The organism is Rhodococcus sp. RCBS9 (assembly GCF_029457415.1).
Classification (GTDB): Bacteria; Actinomycetota; Actinomycetes; order Mycobacteriales; family Mycobacteriaceae; genus Rhodococcus_F; species Rhodococcus_F qingshengii.
Genome location: NZ_CP120422.1, coordinates 2,656,688 through 2,680,524 on the forward strand (window position 1 = coordinate 2,656,688; position 23,837 = coordinate 2,680,524).

Here is a 23,837-nt window from a genome sequence, read left to right on the forward strand (position 1 = left end):
TTTGTGATCCACATCATGTTCAGGCCGATAATCAGTAGTCAACAGGTTCACCGATTGCCGTGGTCATCGCATTGTTGGAAATCCAATGTTCGGGAATACTGAACACTGTGACCGAATTCGAGAATGCCGTCCTGATCGGAGCGTCGATCCGGCAAGCCCGGCGTCACCGTGGGCTCTCGCTGCGCGAATTGGCCAGGCGTCTCGGCGTCAGCGCAGCTACCCTCAGCGCCGTCGAGACCGGAAAGACCAGAGTCAGCGTCGACAGGTTGGCGGCAATCGGCGGGATTCTCGGAGTGCGTTTCGACGCTCTGCTCCCGGCTGCGATAGTGCGTCCGCCAGAACAGCCACGATGGGGAGGCGACGACGCCGACCCGAACGCACATTTTCGCCCGAACGAGTGGCGAAGGTTCGGCCCGAGTTCGTTCGATCCGGTGTTGGCGGCCGCGCTCGCGGAGATGGTGAAGACCGGATATCACGGCGCTGCGATGCGTGAGATCGCCAAACGTGCGCAGATGAGTGTTCCGGGTCTGTATCACCACTATTCCAGCAAGCAACAGATGTTGGCCGAAATTCTCGACCTCACCATGGCTGAACTGAACACGAGATCGTTGGCGGCTATCGACGAGGGCGAAAGTCCCTCCGAAAGGCTGGCTTTCCTCGTCGAATGTGTGACCTTGTTCCATATCTATCGGCGTGATCAAGGATTCCTCGGCGCCAGCGAAATGCGCAGTCTCACAGCCGAGAACAGGTTGCGCATCACGGAATCACGCAACTACCAGCAATGGTTGATGACGAAGCAGGTCGACGACGGAATCGCTGCCGGTGTGTTCGGGACGGATCGGCCGCGACAGGCCGCGCGTGCAATCGTCGTGATGTGTGTCTCTGTCGCGCAATGGTATCGGCCGAGCGGACCACAAACGCCCGAGGAAATTGCACGCGACTACGCGCGTTTTGCACTGGATCTGGTGCGCCTTCAGCGACCGTGACGGACGTCATCCGGTTCGGGTGATGCGCCAGCGGGCAAAGGGGTCCATGCTTGGAAGGTATCCGTACCGCGACTCGAGTAAGGAACGAAACCCAATGTCTTCCAAGCTGTCTCACAAGGCCTACATGATCGGTGCCGGCATCGGAAACCTCTCGGCTGCCGTCTATTTGATTCGAGACGGTGAGTGGAGCGGTGAGGACATCACCATCATGGGGCTGGACATGCATGGAGCGAACGACGGCGAATCTGCCGCTACCTTCCAGCACCAGTACGGTCATCGCGAGCTGGGCAACGACGCGGGCTTCATCAATCGTGGCGGTCGCATGCTCAACGAGGAGACCTATGAGAACCTCTGGGACGTGCTGAGTGTGGTTCCGTCGCTGGACAACCCGGGAAAATCGGTGACGGATGACATTCTCGATTTCGACCACGCGCATCCAACGCACGACGTCGCACGATTGATCGATCGCGACGGCATTCGCAACAAGGGTGAAAACGACTACAAGCACATGCAATTCGACAACAAGGATCGGTACTTGTTGACGAAGCTGATGACGATGCCGGAGTCGGACGAGGCAAAACTCGACGACATCAGTATCGAGCAGTGGTTCGAGGACACTCCGCACTTCTTCACCACCAACTTCTGGTACATGTGGGAGACCACATTTGCTTTCAAGCGGGTGAGTTCGGCGATGGAGCTGCGCCGGTACATGAACCGAATGATTCTCGAGTTCAGTCGCATTCAAACTCTTGCCGGTGTCACCAGATCCCCGTACAACCAGTACGAGAGCATCATCTTGCCGATGCGGGCCTTCCTCGAAGGCAAGGGCGTGAAGTTCGTCAACGAACTGAAGATCACGGAGTTCGTGTTCAAGGACACCCCGCTACGAGACGAGATCATCGTGACGGGACTCGATTACGAAAACGTCCGCACCGGTGAGAAGGGCCGAATCGACGTGGCGGAGGGCGATTTCGTCTTCGACACCAACGGCAGCATCACCGACAGTTCTTCGATCGGCGATCTGGATACCCCGATCGTCGAAGACATGAGATACGCACCGAGTGCGCTGCTGTGGAAGCAGGCCACCGAGCATTTCTACGATCTCGGGAATCCCGACAAGTTCTTCGGGGACCGGGCGCAGAGTGAGTGGACCAGCTTCACCGTCACCACTTCGTCACACGAGCTCATCAACGAGATTTCCCGAATCACCAAGCAGCTCCCCGGAAATGCGCTCAACACATTCGTGGACTCGAACGTGCTTCTCTCGATCGTGGTCCACCATCAGCCGCACTACCACGCGCAGAAGGAGAACGAAGGAGTCTTCTGGGGTTACTGTCTGTTCCCGCGCAAGGACGGCGACTACGTGAAGAAGCCGTTCATCGAGATGACCGGGCGGGAAATGCTGGAAGAGACGCTCGGACACCTCGAGGCGCTCGACGAGAGCGGTGCGCTCGCCGCGCGTCGACAAGAGATTATGGACAGCGTCGTGAATTCGATTCCCAGCCATATGCCTTACGCCAGTGCGCTGTTCAATCGGCGCGCCGTCGGCGACCGGCCGCTGGTGGTGCCGAAGCACTCCAAGAACCTGGCGTTCATCAGTCAGTTCGCGGAGCTGCCGTTCGACATGGTGTTCACCGAGCAGTACTCGGTGCGCTGTGCTCAGGTAGCCGTCTACAAGTTCCTGGGGATTCCGGAAGACAAGCTCACCAAGATGCATCACTATGAGAAGGATCCGAAGGTCCTCGCCAAGGCCGCAGTGACGATGTTCCGCTGAGGGGTGCTCAGCGACCGTGCCGCTTCTCGTAGTCCTCGCGAGTGCGATCGGCACGGCGCTGGGCCTTCTCGTCGAGCAGTTCGGGATCGAGTCCGTGGCTCAGCAGGCGGTGACGGCGGTAGATGGTCCCGAGCGCCACGACGAAGTACGCGAGCGGGATGAGCAACAAGGCCATCATGGCCAAGGGAATCCAGATCGGTCCCGGGATCAAGAGGAACAGCAGAAGGATCAGCGTCGCCGGCACGGTGAAGCGGATGATGTAGCGGGCCTGGGCGCCCGGGCCGACGAGATCGTTCCGTACCCAGTCCTGATACCGGTCGGGGAGCGTCTTCCCCAGGAGGTATCCGCAGTACTGAGGAAAGTTCGGGCGAGTCTGTTCGGCCATGGCATCCAGGATAGTGCCTGGTACTGCCGCTTACACCGGTGCCTTGAACGTGCGTCGGTAGGCGCTCGGTGAAACGCCGAGGGCCTCGTTCATGTGTTGACGCATGGATGTCGCAGTCCCGAAGCCGGTTCGAGCAGCAATCGCATCGATCGACAGATCGGATTCCTCCAGTAGTTCCCGCGCCCGATCGACGCGTCTGCTGGTCAACCAGCGGTTCGGTGTGGTTCCGACTTCGTCGCGGAATCGACGGCTGAACGTGCGGACGCTCATGTTGGCGCGCGTCGCCAGGTCCGCCAGGGTGATCGGGTCGTCGAGATGTTCGAGGGCCCAGTGCCGAGCGTCGGCAGTCGATTCCGAAGGCTTGTCGGCCAGGGGGCGTCGGATGTACTGAGCTTGGCCACCGTCGCGCCACGGCGGTACGACGCAACGCCTCGCGACGGTGTTCGCCACTTCCATGCCGTGGTCACGCCTGACGATATGCAGGCAGAGGTCAACTCCCGACGCCACCCCGGCCGAGGTCAGGATGTGGCCTTCGTCGACGAACAGCACGTCCGGATCCACGTTCACCTTGGGATAGACACGCTGGAAATGGTCGGTGTTGCGCCAGTGCGTCGTGGCGCGGAGTCCGTCGAGCAAACCCGCCGCGGCGAGGATGTACGACCCGGTGCAGATCGAGACCAGCCGAGTGCCCGGCCGGATGTGTTGGAAAGCTGCGGCCAACTCGGGGGAGAGGTAGCCGTCTTCGTAGGCCGGACCCAACTCGTACGACGCGGGGATGACGACGGTGTCGGCGGTGGCGAGCAACTCGCTCCCATGGTCGACCGAAATGCTGAAGTCAGCGTCGGTCCGCACGGGATTGCCGTCGATTGTGCACGTCAGGATCTCGTACAGCGGCCGATCCTCGACGTCGAGGGCACGCCCGAAGATGCGCGCGGGGATCCCGAGTTCGAAGGGTATGACTCCGTTAAGAGCCAGTACGACGACGCGATGCGGACCAGACATGGCTCGATCCTTTCATATATTGGCAATCTGGCCACTGTTCTCGATCGAATCCGAACTGCAGAATTCTCTCTGTGACTTCTGAGACCGCTCTCCCCGAATCAGGCCAACAGCAGGTGAGCCCGCCGCGCTTTCACCGCGCGTGGTCCGTCGCGATCGTGGCATTTCTGGCGTTGGTCGGAGCGGCGAGCTTCCGCGCTGCCCCATCCGTGCTGATCGATCCACTGCACGAGGATTTCGGGTGGTCGCGCGCCAGCATCTCGGCCGCCGTCTCGGTCAACCTGATCCTGTACGGGTTGACCTCGCCGTTCGCTGCTGCCCTGATGGAAAGGTTCGGCATCCGGGCGGTTGTCACTTCGGCGTTGGCGCTCATCTCGCTCGGCAGTGGTCTCACGATCTTCATGACCTCGAGTTGGCAGCTCATTCTGCTGTGGGGTGTCTTCGTCGGTCTCGGTACCGGTTCGATGGCGCTGGCGTTTGTCGCCACCGTCGTCGATCGCTGGTTCGTCGAGAAGCGTGGTCTCGTGACCGGCATCCTGACGGCCGGTGGTGCTGCCGGTCAGCTGGTGTTCCTTCCGGTCCTGGCGAAGATCGCCGAAACGTACGACTGGAAGAGCGTCGCCTTCACAGTTTCGTTTGCCGCACTGGCCGTTGTGCCGTTCGTTCTGCTGTTCCTGCGTAACTATCCGTCAGACGTGGGTACGACGCCGTACGGCGCGCCCGCCGATTACGCCCCACCAGCCAAGCCTGTCTACCAGCGCGGCGGTGCCGGAGGCCGGGCGATCTCGGTGCTGGTGATGGCGTCGAAGACCAAGGTGTTCTGGCTTCTCGCCGGTACCTTCGCGATCTGCGGCGCGAGCACCAACGGCCTGATCGGCACGCACTTCGTCCCGGCGTCGCACGACCACGGAATGCCGATCACGACTGCCGCGTCCCTGTTGGCGTTGATCGGAATCCTCGACATGGTCGGCACCATTGCTTCGGGTTGGTTCACCGACCGCATGGACTCGCGAAAACTTCTCGGCATCTACTACCTGTTCCGCGGAATCTCGCTGCTCTTCCTGCCGCTGCTGCTCGCCAACACCGTGAATCCGCCGATGATCGCGTTTGTCATCTTCTACGGGCTCGATTGGGTGGCGACGGTTCCGCCGACCGTCGCGCTGTGCCGTCAACACTTCGGCGCCGACGCCCCCATCGTGTTCGGTTGGGTGCTGGCATCGCACCAGATCGGTGCGGGTCTGGTGGCCTTCTTGGCCGGTCTCGTTCGTGATCAGATCGGCTCGTACGACGCTGCCTTCTTGGTGGCCGGCGCGCTCTGCGCGATCGCTGCAGTCATGTCGTTGTTGATCGCAAAACGTCCGAAAGAGGCAGTATTGGTTGACTCTGTCTGATTCGGCACTGTGATCGGTACCACCGACGGGGTAAGTTGTGTGTAACTCCAAGAACTACTCACCAGTAGGGGTACTGAAATGCCTGCTCCGTCCGCTGCGACCTTCTCGCGGCTCGCCGATCTGATCGCCATCGACAATGTTGCCGATCGCCCGACGAAGTCCATCACCGAGGTGTTCACCGGCAAGGAGCTGGCGGCCATCCCCGTTGGCACCGCCGACGACGCACTTGCGGCCATCGCCCGTGCCCGCGTCGCCCAGAAGGAATGGGCCAAGCGCTCCGTCCTCGACCGCGCTGCCGTCTTCCACCGCTACCGCGATCTCATCCTCGAGAACCGCGACGCCCTCATGGACATGGCTCAGGCCGAGACCGGAAAGTCGCGTACCGCAGCTCAGGAAGAAGTCCTCGACATCTCGATGACGTCGCGTCACTACGCACGTGTGGCGCCGAAGCTGCTGCGCCCGCGTCGCGTCTCCGGCATGCTCCCGGGCCTGACGAAGACCGTCGTCCGCTACCAGCCCAAGGGTGTCGTCGGCGTCATCTCGCCGTGGAACTACCCGATGACGCTGGCCGTGTCCGACGCCATCGCCGCGCTGCTCGCCGGTAACGCCGTTGTCCTCAAGCCGGACAGCCAGACGCCGTACTGCGCGCTCGCCTGCGTCGAACTGCTCTACAAGGCGGGTCTGCCTCGCGACCTCTTCGCCGTGGTTCCCGGGCCGGGCTCCGTCGTCGGCACCGCCCTGGTCGAGAACACCGACTACCTCATGTTCACCGGTTCCACCGCGACCGGTCAGCTCCTCGCCGAGCAGGCCGGCCGTCGACTGATCGGCTTCTCCGCCGAACTCGGTGGCAAGAACCCGATGATCGTCGCGGCCGGCGCAGACCTGCGCGAGGTCACCGACGCCGCTGTGCGTGCGTGCTTCTCCAACTCCGGTCAGCTGTGCATCTCCATCGAGCGCATCTACGTCGAAGAGTCCATCGCACCCGAGTTCATCCGCATGTTCGGTGACCGCGTCAAGAAGATGAACCTCGCCGCCGGATACGAATTCGGAATCGAGATGGGCAGCCTCGTCTCCGAGGCGCAGGTCAAGGCAATCTCCGCTCATGTCGACGACGCAGTGGTCAAGGGCGCCACCGTCATTGCCGGTGGCAAGGCCCGCCCGGACATCGGACCGCTGTTCTACGAGCCCACCCTGCTCACCGGGGTTCCCGAAGACGCCGAGTGCTACCGCGACGAGACCTTCGGGCCGCTCGTCTCGATCTACCCCGTCAAGGACGTCGAAGAGGCCATCGCTGCGGCCAACGACACCGAGTACGGCCTCAACGCCAGTGTGTGGGCGGGAAGCAAGGCTGCCGGTGAAGCCATCGCAGCGCGCATCCACGCCGGCACCGTCAACGTCGACGAGGGTTACGCACCCACCTGGGGCAGCACCGCAGCACCGATGGGTGGCATGGGTGTCTCGGGCGTCGGTCGTCGTCACGGCGCGGAGGGTCTGATCAAGTACACCGAACCGCAGACCGTTGCCACCACTCGCGTCATGAATCTCGGTGGACCGCGCGGACTTCCGGCCAAGGTGTGGGCAAAGCTCATGCCTCACGCCATCAAGATCATGTCCTGGGTTCCGGGCCGGTAACGGGTGGAAACCGCCAGCGCGTACATCGAGGCAACGCCGGTATCGGTGTGGAAGGTTGTCAGCGACATCGAAGGTATGGGTCGCTTCAGTCCTGAAAACACCGGTGGAACATGGACTTCCGGAACTCCGGGCACTGTGGGTGCAAAGTTCAAGGGCACCAACAAGCATGGTCTGATTCGGTGGAGCACGCACTGCACGGTGGTCGACGTGGTCGACTGCCGGAGGTTCTCCTTCGAATCGGACGAGCCGAAAGCGCGGTGGACCTTTGTGCTCGAGCCTTCGGGAACGGGCACCGTGCTTACCGAGACTCGTGAGATCTATGCGACGCCTGCGCTTTACGTGCGCATGATGTCGGGTAGCGGCCTACTCGGTCGGGGTCGAGATCAGCTGATGCAGACCGGAATGGAAACTACTCTGGCGCGCATCAAGGCGTTTCTGGAGAGCTAGAAACTGACACAAGTGGGGCTGCACTCGATTCGAGTGTGGCCCCACTTCTGTTGTTGGAGATCTAGTTTGCAGTGCTGATGAGCGCAGCGTCGATGAGCGCGGTGTAGACACGCTCCGGTTCTTCGGCGATGCGATTGAGTACGTACAGCCACCACTGTGTTCCGAAGATGACGTATTCGCGTGTGGTGAAGCCTGCTCCTCGGAGTGCGTCCAGTTGCTCGGTGCCGAGGCCGAGCAGCATCTCGAACTCGACGTGCTCGCCTCTGAGCTTCGAATCATGCTCGGCGCGTAGTGCTTCGAGGATGTCGCGGTCATGTGTCGCGATGGAAACCTGGTGACCCGATTCGACGATTCGGGCTGCGTAGTTGAGATACGCGCTTCGCAGTTCGGCACTACCGCGCGGGTAGGCGACGGATTCGGCTTCGAGGAAGGCGCCCTTCACGAGACGGATGCGGCCGGGTCGGTCCAGCAGAGCGGCGAGATCCTTTGCGGTCCGGTGCAGTCGGGCCTGAACGGTGATCCCCACGTGAGTGAACCGCTCGGCCAGTCGCGCGTGCATGTCGAGGACCAGGTCGGTGCGGTCGGACGCTTCGGCGGAGATGATCAGCTCGGCACCGGCGCGTTCCGTGGTCTCGGCCAGGCGCACGACATTGCGAAAGCACTGCTCCGGATCGATGACCAAGCCGATGTGCGAGAGGTCGAACGACACGGTGCTGTCGACGCCCGAGGTGCCGATCCGTTCCGCCAATTCCACGAACACATCGGTTTCGGCGTTCGCGAGTTCGGGATCCCGGACGCTTTCTCCGGTGTATTCGATGCTCGCCTTGTGTCCTCGCGCGAAGATCGAGGGGAGTCGGTCGAAAGCGTCGTCGATGGTTTCGCCGCCGATGTAGCGAGCGGCGACTTTCCGTGCGAGTGCTGCCGTCGCGGCGTCCGCCATGGTGCGTTCTTTCAGGGATTCGTCGAGTGCGAGGCGGCGTAGGACGTCCGCGGCCTGGGCTTGTAGATCCGTGTTCACGGCTTCAGCGTATCCGGACGAGGGTGCGGGAATTATTCTACGAACCCTTGCGTTCGATCTATTGTCGATATATCGTCGATACGTCAAACAAACACAGACAGTCCAGGAGGACAACATGTACGCCCCACACAACAACCCAGAAATGCAAGAACGTCGCGAGCATGGCCGCCGAGGCCCGCATCGTGGACACGGTTTCCGTCGAGGATTCGAGGGCGAGCGACCCGAGGGTCGCTTCGAAGACCGAGCAGAAGGACGCCCCGAAGGCCGGCGCGGTCGACTTGACCAGCGCGGACACGGTCGGCCTCACTTCGGTGAAGCAGGCGCAGCGCTCCGTCCCGCGATGGGCCTACTCCGAGGTGCCGCTGTCGCGGTAGCCGCAGGTGGGACCGCTGAGCAGGTAGCCAAGGCCGAGGCAATTCTCGCCGAGGCGCGCCGAGCACTGTTCGAGATGCTGGCGGAAAAGTCGGCTGACGCGCAGCAGGCTCACACAGAATCTACCGACACGCTGCCGGCAGAGTGATCACGGCGCTCAGGCGCCGACGGTGACTTCCTCGCTGTTCATGCCGGAAACGTGGCCGTCGGCGCCCTCTCGCCAGTACCCGACAACATTGTGCTTGTCGCGAGCAATTCCTCGAACTTCCCTCAGATGCTTACGAATGCGACGGCTTGTTGCGCTTTCGCACGCCACCCACGCGTAGATGTCGGCCGATTCGGATTCGGGAAACTCGACCTTCTCCACAGCCTCGAACAGTGCGCTCGGCGCCTTTCCGAGGCCACTCCCCACGAGCCACGTGTACGTGACGTCGCCGCGAGTGACAAATTCCTGTCGATCCTCTTCGGTTTCGACCTCGATGATCGCCTGTGCGACATCGCCCTTTCGAAGTTCTTCGACAATCCTGCCCAGTCCGGGGAGACCCGTGGCGTCTGCGACCAGCAGCTGCCAGCGAGGACCCGCCGGTGCTTGGTAGTGGGACCGCGAACTGTCCGACCAGAAGACGCCTAGTAGGTGACCTGGTTCGGCCCGCAGGGCCCAATCCGCTGCAATACCGCCAGGGTGCACGACGAAGTCGATGTCCAGACGTCGGCCGCCGTCGTGCACCTTGCGCACGGTGTAGTGCCGCCACGGTGGCTCGGTTCCGAGATCGGCCTTGCCGTAGTCGGGATTGTTGAAGTAGTCGTAATCTGCTTCTGTTTCACCGGGTTTCGGGAACGCGATGTCGATGCGCTCGTCGCCTTGTCCGCCGGTCGGCCAGTGCCAGTTGCCTTCTGCCTCGATGCTGATTCGCCGCATGTGCGGGGTCAGGGACGTGACGGTGACAACGCGGGCGGGTTCGCAGAAAGACATGCCTCGACCCTATGGGTCCGGCGTGTCGAAGTGGAGACAGATGCTGTCGCAAGACGGACATCGAGCGCAGCCGAAAAGGCCAGCGTATGCCCCGGGGCATGATTCTTCCCCGGTGCACACGCTGGCCTTTTCAGTTATGTCGGTTCACGCCGCTGTCGGTGGGCTGTTCCCGCCGATCGGCTGTTGATACGGATCAACCGACATCGGTGGATAGAACACCGATTTCCGATCCGGGCCGATCTCCACCCGCCACTCCGTGTGGTGCAGCGTCCGGTGGTGATGACCGCACAACAAGATCAGGTTGTCGAGATCTGTTGGGCCACCATCGTTCCAGTGAACAATATGATGGGCATCGCACCACCCCGACGGAGTTCCGCACCCGGGAAACGCACACCCGCCATCACGAACCGCCAACGCTCGCCGCTGCGGCACCGTCGCCGTTCTCGCTTCCTTACCGCAGTCGAGCGGAACACCATTCTCATCCAACAAAATTCGCGTGACCGTGCAATCGCAGGCCAACATCCGGGCAGTGTCGATACTGATCGGGCCCACCCAATCCGTCCACGCGAAACCCAGTTCCTGAGTCGACGGCAACATATCCTTCATTGCTTTGAGGTCGGTCATGTCTTTCGCCGACGCAGTCACCGTGATGTGCGGTTTCACCCCGCCCTCGATCGGACCCAACCCCGCCCGCTCATACCGCCGCAGTAGTTCGCAAAACCCGTCCGCCCGCCGTAGCGCCGGCGTGCGGGTGTCCTTGACCCCGTCCTTCTCCGGTGTCGGAGCCGACAGACTCGACAACAACGTGATCAGACGGGCCCCGTTCACCGCATCCAGATCACCCTTCACCGACACGCGCCCGTACAGGCCTTTCGAGGCGTAGAACTCGTTACGTTCGGAATCCTCACCGACCGGGACGCCGTCTTCGCGTTTGCCGTACTGCTTCTCGATCCGGCGGATCGCCGCCCGCACCGCATCACAATCAGCAATGTTCTTCGACGCCAGGCCAAGCAGAATCCCGCGGGCCTTGTCCACATCCGCCGGCGTCATGTTCTTCGGTGGATGCTGACAGAACGACGCCACCTGACGGGCTTTCAACGCATCAACGTCACCGCGGTGAAACGCATCGCCGACAACGGGTTCGAGCATCAGCAACCGCGCCAACCCGACCAGCAGACTGCACTCACCGATCTCCAGATTCGTCGAACCGTGCAGCCATTGCGCGATCGCCCGAAAACCCTTCCCACCGAGAACCTCCCGGGAAAACATCTCCACGATCAGCAACACCAACCGCGACTGCAACTCGTGCCGGACACGCACCAGATCGAGAACCTCACTCTTGAGGCCCTCGCCATCCAGCTGCCACGCTTCCCGACTGTCCATGCCCAAAGTCTAATCGAACAAAGTTTCGAACACAATAGAATTGCGAGCGAAAATTGCTGCTGTCCAGCTACTTTCGACAATTCGGGCAAATGTCAGATCGAACCCAGCTCCCGCGCACGAGCTACCGCCGACGTCCGCGACTTCACTCCCAACTTGCCGAAGATGTGAACCAGATGCGATTTGACCGTGGTCTCACTCAGGAACAGTTCTTTGCCGATCTCTCGGTTGGAGCGACCCGCCGCCACCAACTTCAGAACTTCGATTTCCCTTGGGCTGAGGCTGGTTTCGGGTTTGCGTACCCGAGTCATGAGCTTCGACGCGATGGCGGGGGAGAGAACGCTGTCCCCGCTCGCAGCGGCACGGACGGCTGACAGCAACTCGACCGGTGGTGTGTCCTTGAGTAAGTACCCGCTGGCCCCGGCCTCGACAGCGCTCAAGATGTCTGCATCCGTGTCGTAGTTGGTCACGACGAGTACGTGCGGCGGATTCGGCAGCGCGCACACCGCGCGGGTGGCGTCGACGCCCGTCTTCCCGGGGCCGAATCGCAGGTCCATGAGCACGAGGTCGACCGGCGTGGTGGCGCAGAAGGCTATGGCTTCCTCGGCGGTGCCCGCTTCGCCGACTACCTCGATGTCGGCTTCGCTTTCGAGCAGCGCTCGTAACCCGGCGCGCACGATCGCGTGATCGTCGGCGAGCAGCAGGCGGATCACGGTTCGCCGACTTCGAGAGGAAACGTCACTGCGACGGCCGTGTGTCCCGGCTCGGACTCGATGGAGAAAGTCCCGCCCTGCAGTTCGACGCGTCGGCGAATTGCATTGAGGCCGAAAGATTCCGCCGGGCCACGTTCGAGAACTGCCACGTCGAAACCGCGACCGTTGTCGACCACGTCGAGGCTGACGGTGTCATCGGAATAGGTCAGTGTCACAGCCATTCTGGTTGCATCGGCATGGCGGAGAACATTGGACACCGCGCCCTGAGCGATGCGTACCAATGTTGCTTCGAGGGGCATCGGCAGCCGCACTGCCTCGCCTTCGACCACGGAGCGCGCTTCCAGTTCAGGACTGCTCGCGCGTTCGCAGATTCGACGAAGCGCGTCGGCGAGCGACTGACCGTCCAAGGCCGCGGGCGTCAATTCGGCTATGAGTTGGCGGGTTTCGGCAAGACTGTCCGCGGCAGTTTCCCGTGCGAGGCTGATCTGACGGATGGCCGGGCTGTCCGGATCGGCGCGTTCGGCAGCGTGAAGGAGCATCTGGATGCTCGAAAGTCCCTGGGCCACGGTGTCGTGAATCTCGGCGGCGAGTCTTTCACGTTCCGCGAATTTTCCGGCATCGCGAGACGTCGACGCCAATTCTTCACGAGTATTCATCAACTCGTCGATGAGACGACCGCGCTCGGCTGCCTCGCGGTACAGCGCTTGATATCCGAGGCCGATTGCAACCGCTACGGCAGCGCCGATGATCGGGCCGACGGCGCCGGCAATCGTCCATCCACGATGCAGGCCGGTGCCGACCACGGCGACAGCCGTTGCCGCGGTGACGGCGAGAAGACTCCAGGGGCGTCGCAGAATATGGAGATAGAGGAAGAAGAGTCCGAACGCGAGGTAGGCGGCGTCGGCGGATACCGCCATCGTCGCGATCCAGACGAGGGTCAGCACGGCCAGCCACCAGCGGGCAGCGTTGCCGCGCAGCCTTTTGGCGACCCCGAAAAGATAGACGGCAACAAAGATCACGGCCAACGCGATGATTGTTGCGGTCAGGTCGGATTCGTCGATCAGCGCTCGAAGAAACACCACACCGGCCAGCGCCATGACAAGGACATGCAGGCCCAGTTGTAGGCCGGCGAAGACAGGCGTGAGCGGAGATCGGTGCATCTCGCCCAGCTTAGCGAGGTTCGGGCCTGGTTCATCCATCAAAAGTTGTAAACCGGGATGGTTCTTTCGAGCGCTGGAATGTCGATCCGAGGTGCGATGGAAAGAGTCTGCATCCGCGAGAGCGTAGAGGCAAGCACAGGAAAGGAATTCACAGTGTTTGTCGCAATGAGGGACTTACGGGCAGCGCGAGGTCGTTTCGCGCTGATCTCCGTCGTGGTTCTGTTGGTTGCACTTCTGGTCAGTTTTCTCAGCGGGTTGACTGCAGGACTTCGCCATCAGAACGTGTCGGCCATCGAGGCCATGAATGCCGACACGGTGGTGTTCGCCGACACCGGAGCCGGGGCGTCGTTCGACGAGTCGGCGCTCACGCAGGACCAGGTCAACGCTTGGACCTCCACGTCGAAGGACGTCGATCCCATCGGAATCGGTCGCGGGAAAGCGGGATTGGCCGACGGAAATCAGAAGTCGGTGGCCCTGTTCGGCGCTGATGGCGGTTTCGGTGACGTGACGCCGTCGGCGTCAGGCACGGTGGTGTTGAGCGAAGGTGCCGCCCGCGAACTGGGGGCGGGCGCCGGCGATCAGGTGAGCGTCGGTACGAAGCAGTTCACCGTCAGCGCCGTTCGCGGTGACGACTGGTACAGCCATTCGCCCGTCGTCTGGATGACGCTCGACGACTGGCAGGCGGCCAATCCACGCGGCGGAGTTGCGACAGTACTGGCTGTCACCGGAGCCTCTGACGCTTCCGCAACGGACAAGGCGGCTGCGACGACGTCGACGACGGTCAGCGGTTCGCTCGACGCGATCGGTTCGTACAAGTCGGAGAACGGGTCGTTGACGTTGATGACGCTCATGTTGTTCGCGATCTCAGCCCTGGTGATCGGTGCGTTCTTCACGGTATGGACGATCCAGCGAACTCCGGACATCGCGACGCTGAAGGCGCTCGGTGCGACTACCGGTTCGCTGGTGCGCGACGCACTGGGTCAGGCGCTCATCGTTCTGATTGCCGGTGTCACCGTCGGAATCGGGCTGACGGCCGTGGCCGGATCGCTGATCGGTGACGCCATGCCGTTCGTCCTGGACGCATCCACCACCGTCGTACCTGCCGTGGCATTGATCGGGCTCGGTCTGCTCGGCGCGGCCTTTGCACTTCGATTCCTCTCGACCACCGATCCACTCACAGCATTGGGGAGCGCACGATGACCATGACAACCGGCACCACAGTTCTCGACATCCAGAACGTCGATCTGACGTTTCCCGATGGGCAATCGCGGGTGACGGCGCTGGACGACGTGTCTCTGCGACTGCACCGCGGCGAGATCGCCGCGATCACCGGGCCCTCGGGTTCGGGCAAGTCCAGCCTGTTGGCGGTGGCGTCGACGCTGATCCGTCCGGATTCCGGGCACGTCTATCTCCGGACGCCGGAAGGCAGCACCGACATCGCTGCGCTGAGTCGGCGGGCGGCGTCGGAGCTGCGACGCTCGTCGATCGGCATCGTCTTCCAACAGTCGAACCTCGTGTCTTCGCTGACTGCACTGGAGCAGCTCGAGGTGATGGCGCATCTGGGGCAGTCCGTGTTCACGTCACGGGCCCGTCGCAAGGCCGTGAAATCAAAAGCGATGGATTTGCTGGACGCTGTCGGGCTCGCGGATCAGAGCGGAAAACGGCCGTCCCAGCTGTCGGGTGGGCAGCGACAGCGCGTCAATCTCGCGCGAGCATTGATGAACGATCCGCAGCTTCTCGTGGTCGACGAGCCCACGAGTGCGCTCGATCAGGAGCGCGGTGCCGCTGTCATGGATCTGATCATCGGGGTGGTGCGGGAACGCGAGGCGGCAACCCTTCTCGTGACACACGACCGAAGTCACCTGTCTCGGATGGATACTGTCTATCGTGTTGTTGACGGTTCCTTGGCGGAGGATCAGGAGGCGCTCGCGGCGTGACTCAGGCGGGCACGATTCGGGCATTCGTCACTGCATCCGGGCGGGAAGTCAACCCGCGATTTGCTGGGCAGTTAGACTGTTGTCGACTCGGGCAACTTGAGAGGACGTGTTATGGAACGCCGCCGCAACGTTGCGCAGCCGCCACAATCGCCGATTGCGGATCTGGAGCAGATGCCTGCCCTGATTCTCCTCGACAGGCTTCCGGTGCCGGTCATGGCCGTTCACCGCGATGGCAGCATCGTTTTTGCCAACCCGTCTTTCGCTGACATGCTGGGATATCCCAAGAAGGCCGTCTCGGCGTTGCGTTTGCAGGACATCCTCTACGACAAGGATGCCGACGACGTCAGTGCAGAGCAGGCCCATCGTGAACTGAGTTCCGAGCCGGGCTCGGTCAAGGAGTTCGTGCACTCCGACTCCACGTTGGTGCGCGCGACGGTCAGCCAGTCTCTGCTCCGACGGGACGACGACACGATCACCCTTGCCGTCCTCCACGATCTGACGGAGCGCCTGTGGAACAACCCACGGCACATCGACGACAAGCCCACCAAGTAGTCCCAGCTACTTCCGGGATTTGACGGTTCGGTCCAGGCCGAGGGTGGCGGCAAGGGTGTTGACCACCCATTCTTCGTACTGTTGGCCGGTCCAACCCGCGCCGACCACGAGGTCTGTATAGGTCTCGGGACTGAGCAGCGTGAGTGCGACGTTCACAGCTGTTTCGAGGTCGACGGCCGGCGCTTTTTCGACGATGCCGACCATCAGATGTTCCTGCACCGTGCGTCTCTGAGTGCGGTTGATTTGCCACAGACGGGCGGCGTCCTCGTCGGCGGAAGCGGCGGCCCTCAGTGCCAGCAGGATGTCTGCGGTGCGTTCCAGAATGAGCCGTCCGTGGTGAACCTGAATCCGGAGTTGCCCGAGTGGATGTGGGGCGCCGAGTGCTGCCGCCACCCACGGACGGTCGAGAGTTGCCGTCTTTTCCTCGTCGCCCGCAACGGCCACGTCGAGTAGTGCTGACAGCACGCTCGGCTTGTTGCCGAACACGAAATAGACACTCTGCACCGACACGCCCGCCGCCGCGGCAAGCTGCTTGATCGTGGCGGCCGCGTAGCCGGGATCGACAAAAACCTCACGCGCTGCCTCGATGATCTTGCGCCGCGCCGACGTGTCTTCCCGAAGAACCTCAGTCATGGTTAGAGTCTAACTCTAGAGTCGAACTCTAGCGACTCGGGAGGTGAAGTAATGACGAAGGTTCTTGTACTCGGTGGCTACGGTGCCGTCGGGATTCCCCTGATGAAACAACTCGCGAAGGTCCCCGAAATCTCCGCGTACTCCGCCGGCCGTGACCCTGCCCGCGCGGACGTCGTCGTTGATCTTAAAGAACCAGGCGCGTATTCGACTGTGGTTCGAGACTTCGATGTCGTGGTGAATGCGTCGGGTTTCGAGGATGTTCGCCTGGCCGACGAAGCGGTACGCGGTGGGGCGGCATTCGTCGACATCACGGCGACCTCGAGCTACTGCGAAGAATTGGAAGCGGTCGACGGACCCGTTCTCATGGGCGTCGGGTTGGCGCCGGGATTGACCAGTGTCCTTGCAACCGAGGCGCATCGACTCGGCGACGGACCCGTGTACATCCTGATCGGCCTCGGCGGTGGAGAACTACACGGGCCGGCCGCAACGGCGTGGACGTACGGGATGTTGGGCACGAGGTTTCCTGATCCCGACGGACGATCGGTCCGCAACTACACCGGGATGAAGACGTTTCGAATACCGGCCGATGCGACCGGCTACCGCACCGGTCCTGCTGTGCGGGCCGACTTTTCGGACCAGCATGCGTTGACGCGAGACCTCGGTGTTCCGGTCAGGACGTACCTGCGATTGGACACGTCCACCGCGACGCTCGGACTTGCGGCCATGACGTGGGCACCCGCGCTACAGAAGGTCGTGCCGAAGAAGCTGTGGGGCTCGGATCGTTGGGTAGCGATGGCCCGAGCGGATACCGGCCCGGCGCTGTGGGTTTCGGGGCTTAGCCAGTCGGTCGCGACGGCAGCTATCGCCGCGCGCGCCGTGCAGGTGATTCGGGATGCCGCGATCTCGAAGCCGACGTGGTTCCACGCGGTGGAAACCACCGAGTCGTTGCAAGCGGCGGTTCCCGAACTGTCAGTGCGGCAATGGGATGGTGCGAGCCGATCGTCCGGCAAGACAGTCCACTAGTCGGGGCGAGCCGAGAAACGGCAATCCGGCGGCCGCATTGGTGAGACAACCGGGTACGACGACGCGGACGACGTGCAGGCCGGCGTGGAGAACATCAGTTGTGGTGAGATCGACCCATGCCGGCCGGAAACCGGCTGCCGTCAGAGCGCTTTCGGTGCCGGCGGCTGATGTCAGAGAGTCGAGTCCCACCTCGCCGACGACGGCACCGACCAGCTCACTCTCGAATCGTGCTTGGATCTCCGGGTCCAGGTGAAGTTGCAAGTGGCATCCGTAGTCCATCACGTCGGCAAAATCCGATCGGTAGGCGCCTGCGTAGCTTCGGTCAGCTCGCCACGGCGCAAGCGGACTGGTCGGGGAGGCCGCGGCTCGACCGATGCCGCTCTCCGGGTTGTCGTAGTCGGCGGAAAGCAGCTGCAGCTGAAGCGCTTCGCCGAGTGACTTGAACGCAGCCGTCTGCGCTTCTTCGTGGCAGGCGGTACCGATGGTCGAGTATCCGGTGAGTCCGTCGTGGACGAGGGCGCCGAGCACCGGGATCCCGAAATCGCTGTCGAATGACAACCACCTGGTCGAGAGGGTGCCGTGATTCCCCAGTCGCCGAAGCACCTCGGGAATGCCGGTGACGATCCGAACGCCGCGTCTTCCGGTCCAGGACAACGTCATCGCGTCGCGCTCGACTATCTCGCGCAGTGCATTCCGTATCGCGAATTCCGTCGTGGGACCGGCGGCGAGACCCGCCTGAGCCACCGGAGAGATCGCCGGACCCGTCCGGGCGACGAAATGAGGATACGAACCCCAGACGAGTTCGGCCGGTACCCAGATATCCGAACCCGTGATCAGGTCGGCTCCGCGAGTCCAGTCCATCTCCAGATCGTCGGTTGGTTCGACGAACGGGAACTGTGGCCGCGCGTACTGGGCAGCGTCGAAACGCGCGAGTTGTGACAGCTCGATGCTTGCTCCGATCAACGCTTCGGCGGACCCGCGGACGATCGGTTTGGCGACGATGTTGCCGCAATACCGTTCCACCGCTTCGCCTATCGCAGCTGCGGTAGGCCGCGCACGGTCACCCAGATCGAAGCAATATCCGGCGCCGGCCGAGTCACTGGACCAGGGTGTAAAGCGTGCTGAATCACTGACATACGAGTGAATCAGCTTGAACTCGGGCGGAAAGTGCTGGGGAACAACGGCGTCGACCAGCTCTCGAATGATCCCAGTTCGGCGGTCGACGAGCGAAGATGTCATGCGAGGGGGACCGGCAGATGCAGATGGGTGGTCGATGCGCTGGTCAATCTGCTACCTCCAAGAAGGGGAAAGGCTGCCGGGGCGTTGTTGTACAGGCCCGGAGTCAGGATGCGGACGACGTGCAACCCGGCAATCGAGATGTCGCCGGTGGTGAGATCGACGGAAATCGGCTGGTGTCCCCGTGACGTCAGAAGCGCTACGAGAGAAGCCAGATCCAACGGCGCTTCGTCGGGAATCTTTGATACCGAGAGTGTTTCGGTGTAGTCGAAGAGATGTTCCTCCGCGGCCAGGGCCATCGTGGGATCAAGATAAAGCTGGGCAACGGTCGGCAGATCGACGACGTCTTTCCATTGCGGATCGAACTCGTCCCGGTAACGACGGTCGGCCCGAAAGGGTTTGTACAGGTGCGCCGGCAGCGTTCCGTCCGCCACGCTGCGCCAGGTCGGCCCGTCGGGGTCGGCGAGGTCGATCGTGATGGCAAGTACGGCATACGCCTCGACAAGCGCCTTCGAGACTGCCGCCTCCACCGTCGGTCGACAAGCTGTGCCCAGCGCGACCAGTCCACGTCGGTCATCGCGGATCCACGCTGCGGCGACGGGAATGCCGAAGGGGGAGGGAAGCAGAAGCACTCGAACGCTCCGGGTCTGGCTCTCCAGATCCCCGAGTTGGCGGTGCGCAGGCAACCGCTCCCAGTCGGAAAGCTCGATCGCCGGCTGTGACCGGTCCCCGCACCACCACAGCGCGGTGGCATCGCGTTCGAGAAGTTCCAGCAGAGCTGACATCTCGGCCTCGTCGCGTGAGCGTCCCGCTGCGATTCCGGCGTACTGCAACGACGCGATCGGTGGCTCGCAGCGACGGGTGCCTGTGTAGTACCCGAGATAAGTCAGGGCCGCAGGCACGTAGGTGGGCACCTTTTCGTCCATGGTGTGACCCAATGCCCAGCGAATGTTCAGATCAGAGGTGAAGGGAACAAAGGGGAATCCGGGAAGGCGGTACTGATCCTCGCTGTACAACGCAAATTCAGCGGGATCGACGACCCGTGAGCCGGCCAGTTCCAGCGCTGATGCACTGCTGCGGACCAGATCCTCGGGGACCACGTTGCCGCAATATCTTTCGACGGCCTCACCGGTCGCCGCCCCGCGAGCTGCTGCATCGTCGCGTATCGAAGCCCCGAATCCGTAAGGGTCCGCGCGAAACAGTGAACCGCTGCCGCCGAAGTTTCTGGTGTCGGCCACCCTCGCGGCCCAACCGACCCAGCCTGTCGGCATGTCCGAGCGAATGTGTGGTTCCAGTGAGGTCAGCACGCCGCTCCGGGCGTCGACCAGCAAGTCATCCACCGGCAGTTCCTCCGAGTATCGGCAGGGTCAACGACCCGGAAAATGATTGGTGCAGTGCGGTACTGCGTGTTCCTCGATAGCGATCACCGTCTCCGAGATTGCGTGCGAGTCGTGGGAAGTCCGAGCCGGCGATCCGCAGCGTCAAGACATCACCCGCGCGCACAGTGTGCAACACGGGATCCAGATCGATGGTCACCATCGTCGGCTGCAGGCTGACACCCGCGCCCCGTGCGATCGATCTGGTAACTCCAGCGGGATCGACGACGCTCAGTTCGGCGATCCAATCGGCTTCGCCCTCGGGTGAATACACTTTCAGCTCCACCGATGGTGTTCCGGAGAGTACGGAGTCGTGCTTGATATCGAAAGTCAAGACAACACAGTTGTTTCGGTCCCGTAAGGCGTCATACAGGAAGCTGTAGGCCGCATCCTTCCGATCTGGTTCGAGATGAACGCGATTCGCACCCGTGACAAACGGTTCGGTCGACCATTCGCCGACACCCCGGTCGAATACCCGATTGATGGTCAGGGGCCGCGCAGCGAATACCGATTCCATCCACTCGACCTGAAGGCGGCCGAAACTTGTCTCGCCGACCCTTCCCGGGCGGAGGTCGTGCGCCCAGGGGCCCACGATCAAACTCTGCGGCCCGCGCCCCACGGACGTGAAGTGCCGCAGTGTCTCCCGAATCATCGCATCGTCCCAACCGCCGATGTGCAGCCCGGCGATGTCGAGTTCGGAGAGTTCGTCCGCGGACACCAGATCATCGCCACCGAAGTCTTCGCGTTTACGAGCGCGAAGGATCGGCGTCAACCAGCCCGGTGAATCGGAGGTCAGACCGACTTTCTCGATCATCGACTGCACCGGGAGATGTTCCAGCAAAGCTGAATCCGAACGCATCAGTTCAGGGATGAAACCCTCACGGGAGGAAGACGAATCTCCGTGCTCGCCCCACCACGCCAGATGCTCGGCGAGGAGGAGTATCCCCGAGGGATCACGTTTGACGCGGTCGCTTCCGATGGTCGGCACCTTGGAGACGACGCCGTCTACACGAAATGACCGATCGGCGCTGTTGGTCTCGGCAGCAAATGCCCAGGCGGTTCCGGCCGCATACGAAGCCCCGCTCGCGATGACGCACTCCGGTGTCCACGGCTGATCCTGCAGCCACTCGGCCAGGGCGGCGGCGTCCTCGCGCTCGTGGACGTACGGTACCCAAGAGCCGGTGGAATCGTGCCGTCCGCGTACGTCCTGCGAGATGAATGCAATTCCTCGTGATCGCCATTCGATCCCCTCCGCCAGATGCCATCCACGCCCGTACGGGGTGCGGATCACGATCAGTCCCCGCGGTGAAGAATCCGGTGGGAGAAGCACATCCGTAGCCAACGAAGAACCGTCTGCTGCCGGGATCTTCACGCCGAGTGAGATCACCGGAGCGTCGGCGCGGGTTCGAGAACGCCGCCGGGCAGTGGTAGCACGGGATGGCGAGTCATCATGAGGGTTCGCGGATTCATCCGGATCTGGTGGTGAAGGTGTGATGGCGGTGCGCCATGCACACCAGCCACGACGTCCGAACATGCAAGCGCACTGGCCATTGCGGCTGCGGTGGGTGAAAGTTCGAGCGGGCGAGGTTCGCTGCCGGCGAGGTGATTCCACAGTGCCTGCAGATGATCCGGGACGCGCGACGCAGCAAGCCGTCGACCGCAGACGTCCCGGTAGCTTGCGCTGTCGATGCCGTCGAAGAAGGGACCGATGCAGATCTCACCCAGCTCCGTGTGGACGCGTTGCCACGGAGTTCGGCTGTGGCGGCACCAGGTATCGAGTTCCGACCACGCGTCGTGAGGAGGAGCGTCGGCAACCGACAGTACGAGGTCCGACGACGCAACATCGTCTTCGATTGGCGCAGTGGTGGATACGACCTCGAGATGCGGAAGAGCCTTGGAGAGCAGGGCGATGCAAGCATCGGCAACGGGCCCGATCCCGTCCATCAGCACACGCTGTGGGCGCGGAATCTCTGGCACTTGACCTGGAACAGCCAGCACGCCGCGAGAGACGAGGGCGTCGGCGATCTCGATAGCTCCCGGGCCGAGCACCGAACCAGAGCGCCTGAGAAAGTTGTCGAGTTCCGCGAGGTCTTCGGCCGGCGCGCCGATCGTGACCGCGTTCTCGTCCGGTGTCAGGTAATGCCAAACACCGTCCGGGGTCGGATACAGCTGGTGTCCGTCGGCGAGGGCGTACACGGATCTCCTTGTCGGTGCCCGCACCCGACGAGTCGGATGCGGGCGGGGTCATCGGCTGATCAGACTGTCGAAACAGTCTGGATCAGGGGAGGTTTCAGCTCTGGAAGCTGAACGGGTTGTCGACGAGGGCGTTGGTGCCCACACCCTGCAGGGCGTGTGCGGACGTTGCCTCGGCAACCGGCTCGAAGGTGAACGGGTTGTCGACGAGAGCGTTGGTGCCGACGCCCTGGAGTGCATTGGCCGGAGCCGAGTTGGAGACGCTGTCGAACGAAATGTTGCTCATTGTCATCCCTTCCGTAATGGAAACCATTTCCATTACGATGCCACCGTACGAAAGATCGCCACGGAGAGCAACAGGTACAAGAGAGTGCATACATGAGCGAGACCCCGACGACGGGATCCGTCGAAGCGCAACCACATGTCTTTCGGGACAGATCGTTTCGATTGTTCTTCACGGCTCGTACGATTGCCGTAGCCGGTGCGGCGGTCACCGGAGTGGCCATGCCGATCCTGGTGTTCGACATCAGCCGGTCTCCGTTTCTCACCTCGCTCGCGGCTGCGGGGACGGTTCTGCCGTATCTCGTGTTCGGCTTGTTCGCCGGCGCCGTGGCAGACCGAGTCAACCGGCGGACGGTCATCCTGTGTGCGCAGGCCGTAGCTGCACTTGCTTTGGCGAGTATTCCGGCAGCGCAGGCACTCGGCGTATTGACGGCGTGGCATTCCGTCGGCGTATCGATGTGCATCGGAACGTGTTTCGTGTGGTTCGACGCCGCTGCTTTCGGAGCGCTGCCTGCTCTGGTCGGTCGGCAGAGGATACCGGCGGCCAACAGCGCGCTGTGGACGTCCAGCACGCTGATCGATGTTGTCTTTCCGGCGATAGCCGGCGTGCTTGTGGCCTCGATCGGCCCGGCCTACGCATTGGGTGCTGATGCACTGGCTTACGTACTGGCCGGGCTGGCCATGGCCTCGATCGGAGCCTCGTTTTCGATTACTCCTGCGGCGCCGAAGAAGTCGGGAACCGGAATTGCGCGTGACATACGCGAGGGCCTCAGCTTCCTCTGGCGGTCGCCGCTTCTGCGAGCCTTGACCGGCGTCGGCTTCGTCAATTCCCTGACGCAGGGTGCGGTTACGGCGCTCCTGGTGGTGTACGCATCCGAGAGGCTTGGGATTTCGACGTCGAGTCCGATGATCGGCGCCGTGTGGACGGCCGTCTCCGTGGGTGGAGTGGTCGGGGCGCTCGTGCTTCCACGCCTACCGGCGCAGTGGCCGGTCGGGGCGATCACTGTCGGGGCGCTGACCATCGCCCCGGTGGTGCTGTTCGTCGTTGCGACAACCGGCAACACCGGCGCCGCGATCACGGCGCTCGTCGTCTACTCCGGCTGTGCGACCGTCACCATCCTCAATGGCATCGGTGCACGTCAGCGCCTGACTCCGGATCGTCTGCAGGGGCGCGTGAACACCACGGCGAGGATGGTCGCCTGGGGTGGTTCGCCGGTCGGCGCCTTGATTGCCGGGGCAATCGCAGGACGCTGGGACATCGGCACCGCCTACCTCGTTGCGTGCATCTTTGCGCTGGTCGGGGCGCTCTTCGCGTGGGCGAGCGCGCTGCGGACCGACCCTTACCCGCACAGATGAGCATGTGACTATTAATGAA

Annotated in this window: 25 protein-coding genes; 12 read left to right on the plus strand and 13 right to left on the minus strand. The window is 62.5% G+C overall.

The window, feature by feature from the left end; genetic code table 11:
• The first annotated feature begins 59 nt into the window (after positions 1–59).
• Positions 60–986 carry a TetR family transcriptional regulator gene (locus P0M12_RS12575; RefSeq protein ID WP_192712824.1) on the plus strand — a complete coding sequence of 309 codons (927 nt, stop codon included), beginning with the start codon at positions 60–62 and terminating at the stop codon, positions 984–986.
• A gap of 46 nt (positions 987–1,032) precedes the next feature.
• Positions 1,033–2,760, plus strand: a complete 1,728-nt coding sequence (locus P0M12_RS12580; protein ID WP_073512952.1) for an oleate hydratase — start codon at positions 1,033–1,035, stop codon at positions 2,758–2,760.
• A 7-nt stretch (positions 2,761–2,767) separates the two neighbouring features.
• On the opposite strand, the gene P0M12_RS12585 is transcribed toward P0M12_RS12580, so the two are convergent.
• Together P0M12_RS12585 and P0M12_RS12590 are read right to left on the minus strand one after the other, a co-directional pair.
• Positions 2,768–3,145, minus strand: a complete 378-nt coding sequence (locus tag P0M12_RS12585; RefSeq protein WP_003943558.1) for a DUF5313 family protein — start codon at positions 3,143–3,145, stop codon at positions 2,768–2,770.
• Positions 3,146–3,175: 30 nt separating this feature from the next.
• Complete coding sequence (locus tag P0M12_RS12590; RefSeq protein WP_158170493.1) at positions 3,176–4,147, minus strand: helix-turn-helix domain-containing protein; 972 nt, start codon at positions 4,145–4,147, stop codon at positions 3,176–3,178.
• 71 nt (positions 4,148–4,218) lie between these two features.
• Between P0M12_RS12590 and P0M12_RS12595 the strand changes: the two genes are divergently transcribed.
• The 3 genes from P0M12_RS12595 to P0M12_RS12605 all read left to right on the plus strand — a co-directional run bounded on the left by P0M12_RS12595 (position 4,219) and on the right by P0M12_RS12605 (position 7,614).
• A complete protein-coding gene (locus P0M12_RS12595) occupies positions 4,219–5,535 on the plus strand; it encodes an MFS transporter (RefSeq protein WP_030536659.1) in 1,317 nt (438 codons plus the stop codon).
• Between the two features lie 78 nt (positions 5,536–5,613).
• Positions 5,614–7,167: a succinic semialdehyde dehydrogenase gene (locus P0M12_RS12600; protein WP_276117196.1), complete on the plus strand. Its 1,554-nt coding sequence runs from the start codon at positions 5,614–5,616 to the stop codon at positions 7,165–7,167.
• A 3-nt stretch (positions 7,168–7,170) separates the two neighbouring features.
• Positions 7,171–7,614 carry an SRPBCC family protein gene (locus P0M12_RS12605; protein WP_003943564.1) on the plus strand — a complete coding sequence of 148 codons (444 nt, stop codon included), beginning with the start codon at positions 7,171–7,173 and terminating at the stop codon, positions 7,612–7,614.
• Positions 7,615–7,675: 61 nt separating this feature from the next.
• Here the strand turns inward: P0M12_RS12605 and P0M12_RS12610 are convergent, their stop codons facing one another.
• The gene (locus P0M12_RS12610) at positions 7,676–8,632 is read right to left on the minus strand and encodes a proline dehydrogenase family protein (RefSeq protein WP_277377811.1); all 957 of its coding nucleotides are present in this window, start codon (positions 8,630–8,632) and stop codon (positions 7,676–7,678) included.
• A 161-nt stretch (positions 8,633–8,793) separates the two neighbouring features.
• Between P0M12_RS12610 and P0M12_RS12615 the strand changes: the two genes are divergently transcribed.
• Together P0M12_RS12615 and P0M12_RS12620 are read left to right on the plus strand one after the other, a co-directional pair.
• Positions 8,794–9,006, plus strand: coding sequence for a hypothetical protein (locus tag P0M12_RS12615; protein WP_047272698.1), 213 nt, complete (start codon positions 8,794–8,796; stop codon positions 9,004–9,006).
• Entirely contained in the window at positions 8,973–9,152 is a 180-nt protein-coding gene (locus P0M12_RS12620; protein ID WP_003943560.1) for a hypothetical protein, read from the plus strand. The genes P0M12_RS12615 and P0M12_RS12620 overlap by 34 nt, the downstream gene beginning before the upstream one ends.
• Positions 9,153–9,161: 9 nt before the next feature.
• Here the strand turns inward: P0M12_RS12620 and P0M12_RS12625 are convergent, their stop codons facing one another.
• The 4 genes from P0M12_RS12625 to P0M12_RS12640 all read right to left on the minus strand — a co-directional run bounded on the left by P0M12_RS12625 (position 9,162) and on the right by P0M12_RS12640 (position 13,269).
• Positions 9,162–9,977 (minus strand): siderophore-interacting protein, encoded by an 816-nt coding sequence (locus tag P0M12_RS12625; protein ID WP_277377812.1) that lies wholly within the window; start codon positions 9,975–9,977, stop codon positions 9,162–9,164.
• A gap of 144 nt (positions 9,978–10,121) precedes the next feature.
• A complete protein-coding gene (locus P0M12_RS12630; protein WP_228401621.1) occupies positions 10,122–11,360 on the minus strand; it encodes an HNH endonuclease signature motif containing protein in 1,239 nt (412 codons plus the stop codon).
• Positions 11,361–11,452: 92 nt separating this feature from the next.
• Positions 11,453–12,070 carry a response regulator transcription factor gene (locus P0M12_RS12635; RefSeq protein ID WP_003943536.1) on the minus strand — a complete coding sequence of 206 codons (618 nt, stop codon included), beginning with the start codon at positions 12,068–12,070 and terminating at the stop codon, positions 11,453–11,455.
• On the minus strand, positions 12,067–13,269 hold the full coding sequence (locus P0M12_RS12640; RefSeq protein WP_003943587.1) for a sensor histidine kinase: 1,203 nt from the start codon (positions 13,267–13,269) through the stop codon (positions 12,067–12,069). Before P0M12_RS12640 ends, P0M12_RS12635 begins: the two co-directional genes overlap by 4 nt.
• Before the next feature lie 114 nt (positions 13,270–13,383).
• Between P0M12_RS12640 and P0M12_RS12645 the strand changes: the two genes are divergently transcribed.
• From P0M12_RS12645 to P0M12_RS12655, 3 genes are all read left to right on the plus strand, one after another.
• Entirely contained in the window at positions 13,384–14,430 is a 1,047-nt protein-coding gene (locus tag P0M12_RS12645; protein WP_042920776.1) for an ABC transporter permease, read from the plus strand.
• Positions 14,427–15,167: an ABC transporter ATP-binding protein gene (locus P0M12_RS12650; RefSeq protein ID WP_003943539.1), complete on the plus strand. Its 741-nt coding sequence runs from the start codon at positions 14,427–14,429 to the stop codon at positions 15,165–15,167. Before P0M12_RS12645 ends, P0M12_RS12650 begins: the two co-directional genes overlap by 4 nt.
• Before the next feature lie 111 nt (positions 15,168–15,278).
• Positions 15,279–15,719 (plus strand): PAS domain-containing protein, encoded by a 441-nt coding sequence (locus P0M12_RS12655; protein ID WP_003943598.1) that lies wholly within the window; start codon positions 15,279–15,281, stop codon positions 15,717–15,719.
• 6 nt (positions 15,720–15,725) lie between these two features.
• On the opposite strand, the gene P0M12_RS12660 is transcribed toward P0M12_RS12655, so the two are convergent.
• The gene (locus P0M12_RS12660) at positions 15,726–16,352 is read right to left on the minus strand and encodes a TetR/AcrR family transcriptional regulator (RefSeq protein WP_042453289.1); all 627 of its coding nucleotides are present in this window, start codon (positions 16,350–16,352) and stop codon (positions 15,726–15,728) included.
• A gap of 51 nt (positions 16,353–16,403) precedes the next feature.
• Between P0M12_RS12660 and P0M12_RS12665 the strand changes: the two genes are divergently transcribed.
• Positions 16,404–17,375, plus strand: coding sequence for a hypothetical protein (locus P0M12_RS12665; protein WP_277377813.1), 972 nt, complete (start codon positions 16,404–16,406; stop codon positions 17,373–17,375).
• On the opposite strand, the gene P0M12_RS12670 is transcribed toward P0M12_RS12665, so the two are convergent.
• The 5 genes from P0M12_RS12670 to P0M12_RS12690 form a co-directional block, all read right to left on the minus strand.
• Positions 17,322–18,614, minus strand: coding sequence for a YcaO-like family protein (locus P0M12_RS12670; RefSeq protein ID WP_064073628.1), 1,293 nt, complete (start codon positions 18,612–18,614; stop codon positions 17,322–17,324). The genes P0M12_RS12665 and P0M12_RS12670 overlap by 54 nt on opposite strands.
• Complete coding sequence (locus P0M12_RS12675; protein ID WP_277377814.1) at positions 18,611–19,951, minus strand: YcaO-like family protein; 1,341 nt, start codon at positions 19,949–19,951, stop codon at positions 18,611–18,613. Before P0M12_RS12675 ends, P0M12_RS12670 begins: the two co-directional genes overlap by 4 nt.
• A complete protein-coding gene (locus tag P0M12_RS12680; protein ID WP_064073626.1) occupies positions 19,944–21,374 on the minus strand; it encodes a CocE/NonD family hydrolase in 1,431 nt (476 codons plus the stop codon). The genes P0M12_RS12675 and P0M12_RS12680 overlap by 8 nt, the downstream gene beginning before the upstream one ends.
• Entirely contained in the window at positions 21,371–22,183 is an 813-nt protein-coding gene (locus P0M12_RS12685; RefSeq protein WP_042453280.1) for a hypothetical protein, read from the minus strand. The genes P0M12_RS12680 and P0M12_RS12685 overlap by 4 nt, the downstream gene beginning before the upstream one ends.
• A 94-nt stretch (positions 22,184–22,277) precedes the next feature.
• Positions 22,278–22,466, minus strand: coding sequence for a streptamidine-related RiPP repeat protein (locus P0M12_RS12690; protein WP_003943543.1), 189 nt, complete (start codon positions 22,464–22,466; stop codon positions 22,278–22,280).
• A 92-nt stretch (positions 22,467–22,558) separates the two neighbouring features.
• Here P0M12_RS12690 and P0M12_RS12695 point away from each other — a divergent pair, with 92 nt between their 5' ends.
• Positions 22,559–23,818 carry an MFS transporter gene (locus P0M12_RS12695; RefSeq protein WP_277377815.1) on the plus strand — a complete coding sequence of 420 codons (1,260 nt, stop codon included), beginning with the start codon at positions 22,559–22,561 and terminating at the stop codon, positions 23,816–23,818.
• The last annotated feature ends 19 nt before the right edge of the window (positions 23,819–23,837 follow it).

What these genes read in the sequence shown, in the direction of transcription:
- P0M12_RS12580 (WP_073512952.1), top strand. Translation starts at nt 1,033, where the DNA reads ATGCTTGGAAGGTATCCGTACCGCGACTCGAGTAAGGAACGAAACCCA.
- P0M12_RS12585 (WP_003943558.1), bottom strand. Translation starts at nt 3,145, where the DNA reads ATGGCCGAACAGACTCGCCCGAACTTTCCTCAGTACTGCGGATACCTC.
- P0M12_RS12590 (WP_158170493.1), bottom strand. Translation starts at nt 4,147, where the DNA reads ATGTCTGGTCCGCATCGCGTCGTCGTACTGGCTCTTAACGGAGTCATA.
- P0M12_RS12600 (WP_276117196.1), top strand. Translation starts at nt 5,614, where the DNA reads ATGCCTGCTCCGTCCGCTGCGACCTTCTCGCGGCTCGCCGATCTGATC.
- P0M12_RS12615 (WP_047272698.1), top strand. Translation starts at nt 8,794, where the DNA reads ATGGCCGCCGAGGCCCGCATCGTGGACACGGTTTCCGTCGAGGATTCG.
- P0M12_RS12620 (WP_003943560.1), top strand. Translation starts at nt 8,973, where the DNA reads ATGGGCCTACTCCGAGGTGCCGCTGTCGCGGTAGCCGCAGGTGGGACC.
- P0M12_RS12625 (WP_277377812.1), bottom strand. Translation starts at nt 9,977, where the DNA reads ATGTCTTTCTGCGAACCCGCCCGCGTTGTCACCGTCACGTCCCTGACC.
- P0M12_RS12630 (WP_228401621.1), bottom strand. Translation starts at nt 11,360, where the DNA reads ATGGACAGTCGGGAAGCGTGGCAGCTGGATGGCGAGGGCCTCAAGAGT.
- P0M12_RS12640 (WP_003943587.1), bottom strand. Translation starts at nt 13,269, where the DNA reads ATGGATGAACCAGGCCCGAACCTCGCTAAGCTGGGCGAGATGCACCGA.
- P0M12_RS12650 (WP_003943539.1), top strand. Translation starts at nt 14,427, where the DNA reads ATGACCATGACAACCGGCACCACAGTTCTCGACATCCAGAACGTCGAT.
- P0M12_RS12655 (WP_003943598.1), top strand. Translation starts at nt 15,279, where the DNA reads ATGGAACGCCGCCGCAACGTTGCGCAGCCGCCACAATCGCCGATTGCG.
- P0M12_RS12660 (WP_042453289.1), bottom strand. Translation starts at nt 16,352, where the DNA reads ATGACTGAGGTTCTTCGGGAAGACACGTCGGCGCGGCGCAAGATCATC.
- P0M12_RS12665 (WP_277377813.1), top strand. Translation starts at nt 16,404, where the DNA reads ATGACGAAGGTTCTTGTACTCGGTGGCTACGGTGCCGTCGGGATTCCC.
- P0M12_RS12670 (WP_064073628.1), bottom strand. Translation starts at nt 18,614, where the DNA reads ATGACATCTTCGCTCGTCGACCGCCGAACTGGGATCATTCGAGAGCTG.
- P0M12_RS12690 (WP_003943543.1), bottom strand. Translation starts at nt 22,466, where the DNA reads ATGAGCAACATTTCGTTCGACAGCGTCTCCAACTCGGCTCCGGCCAAT.
- P0M12_RS12695 (WP_277377815.1), top strand. Translation starts at nt 22,559, where the DNA reads ATGAGCGAGACCCCGACGACGGGATCCGTCGAAGCGCAACCACATGTC.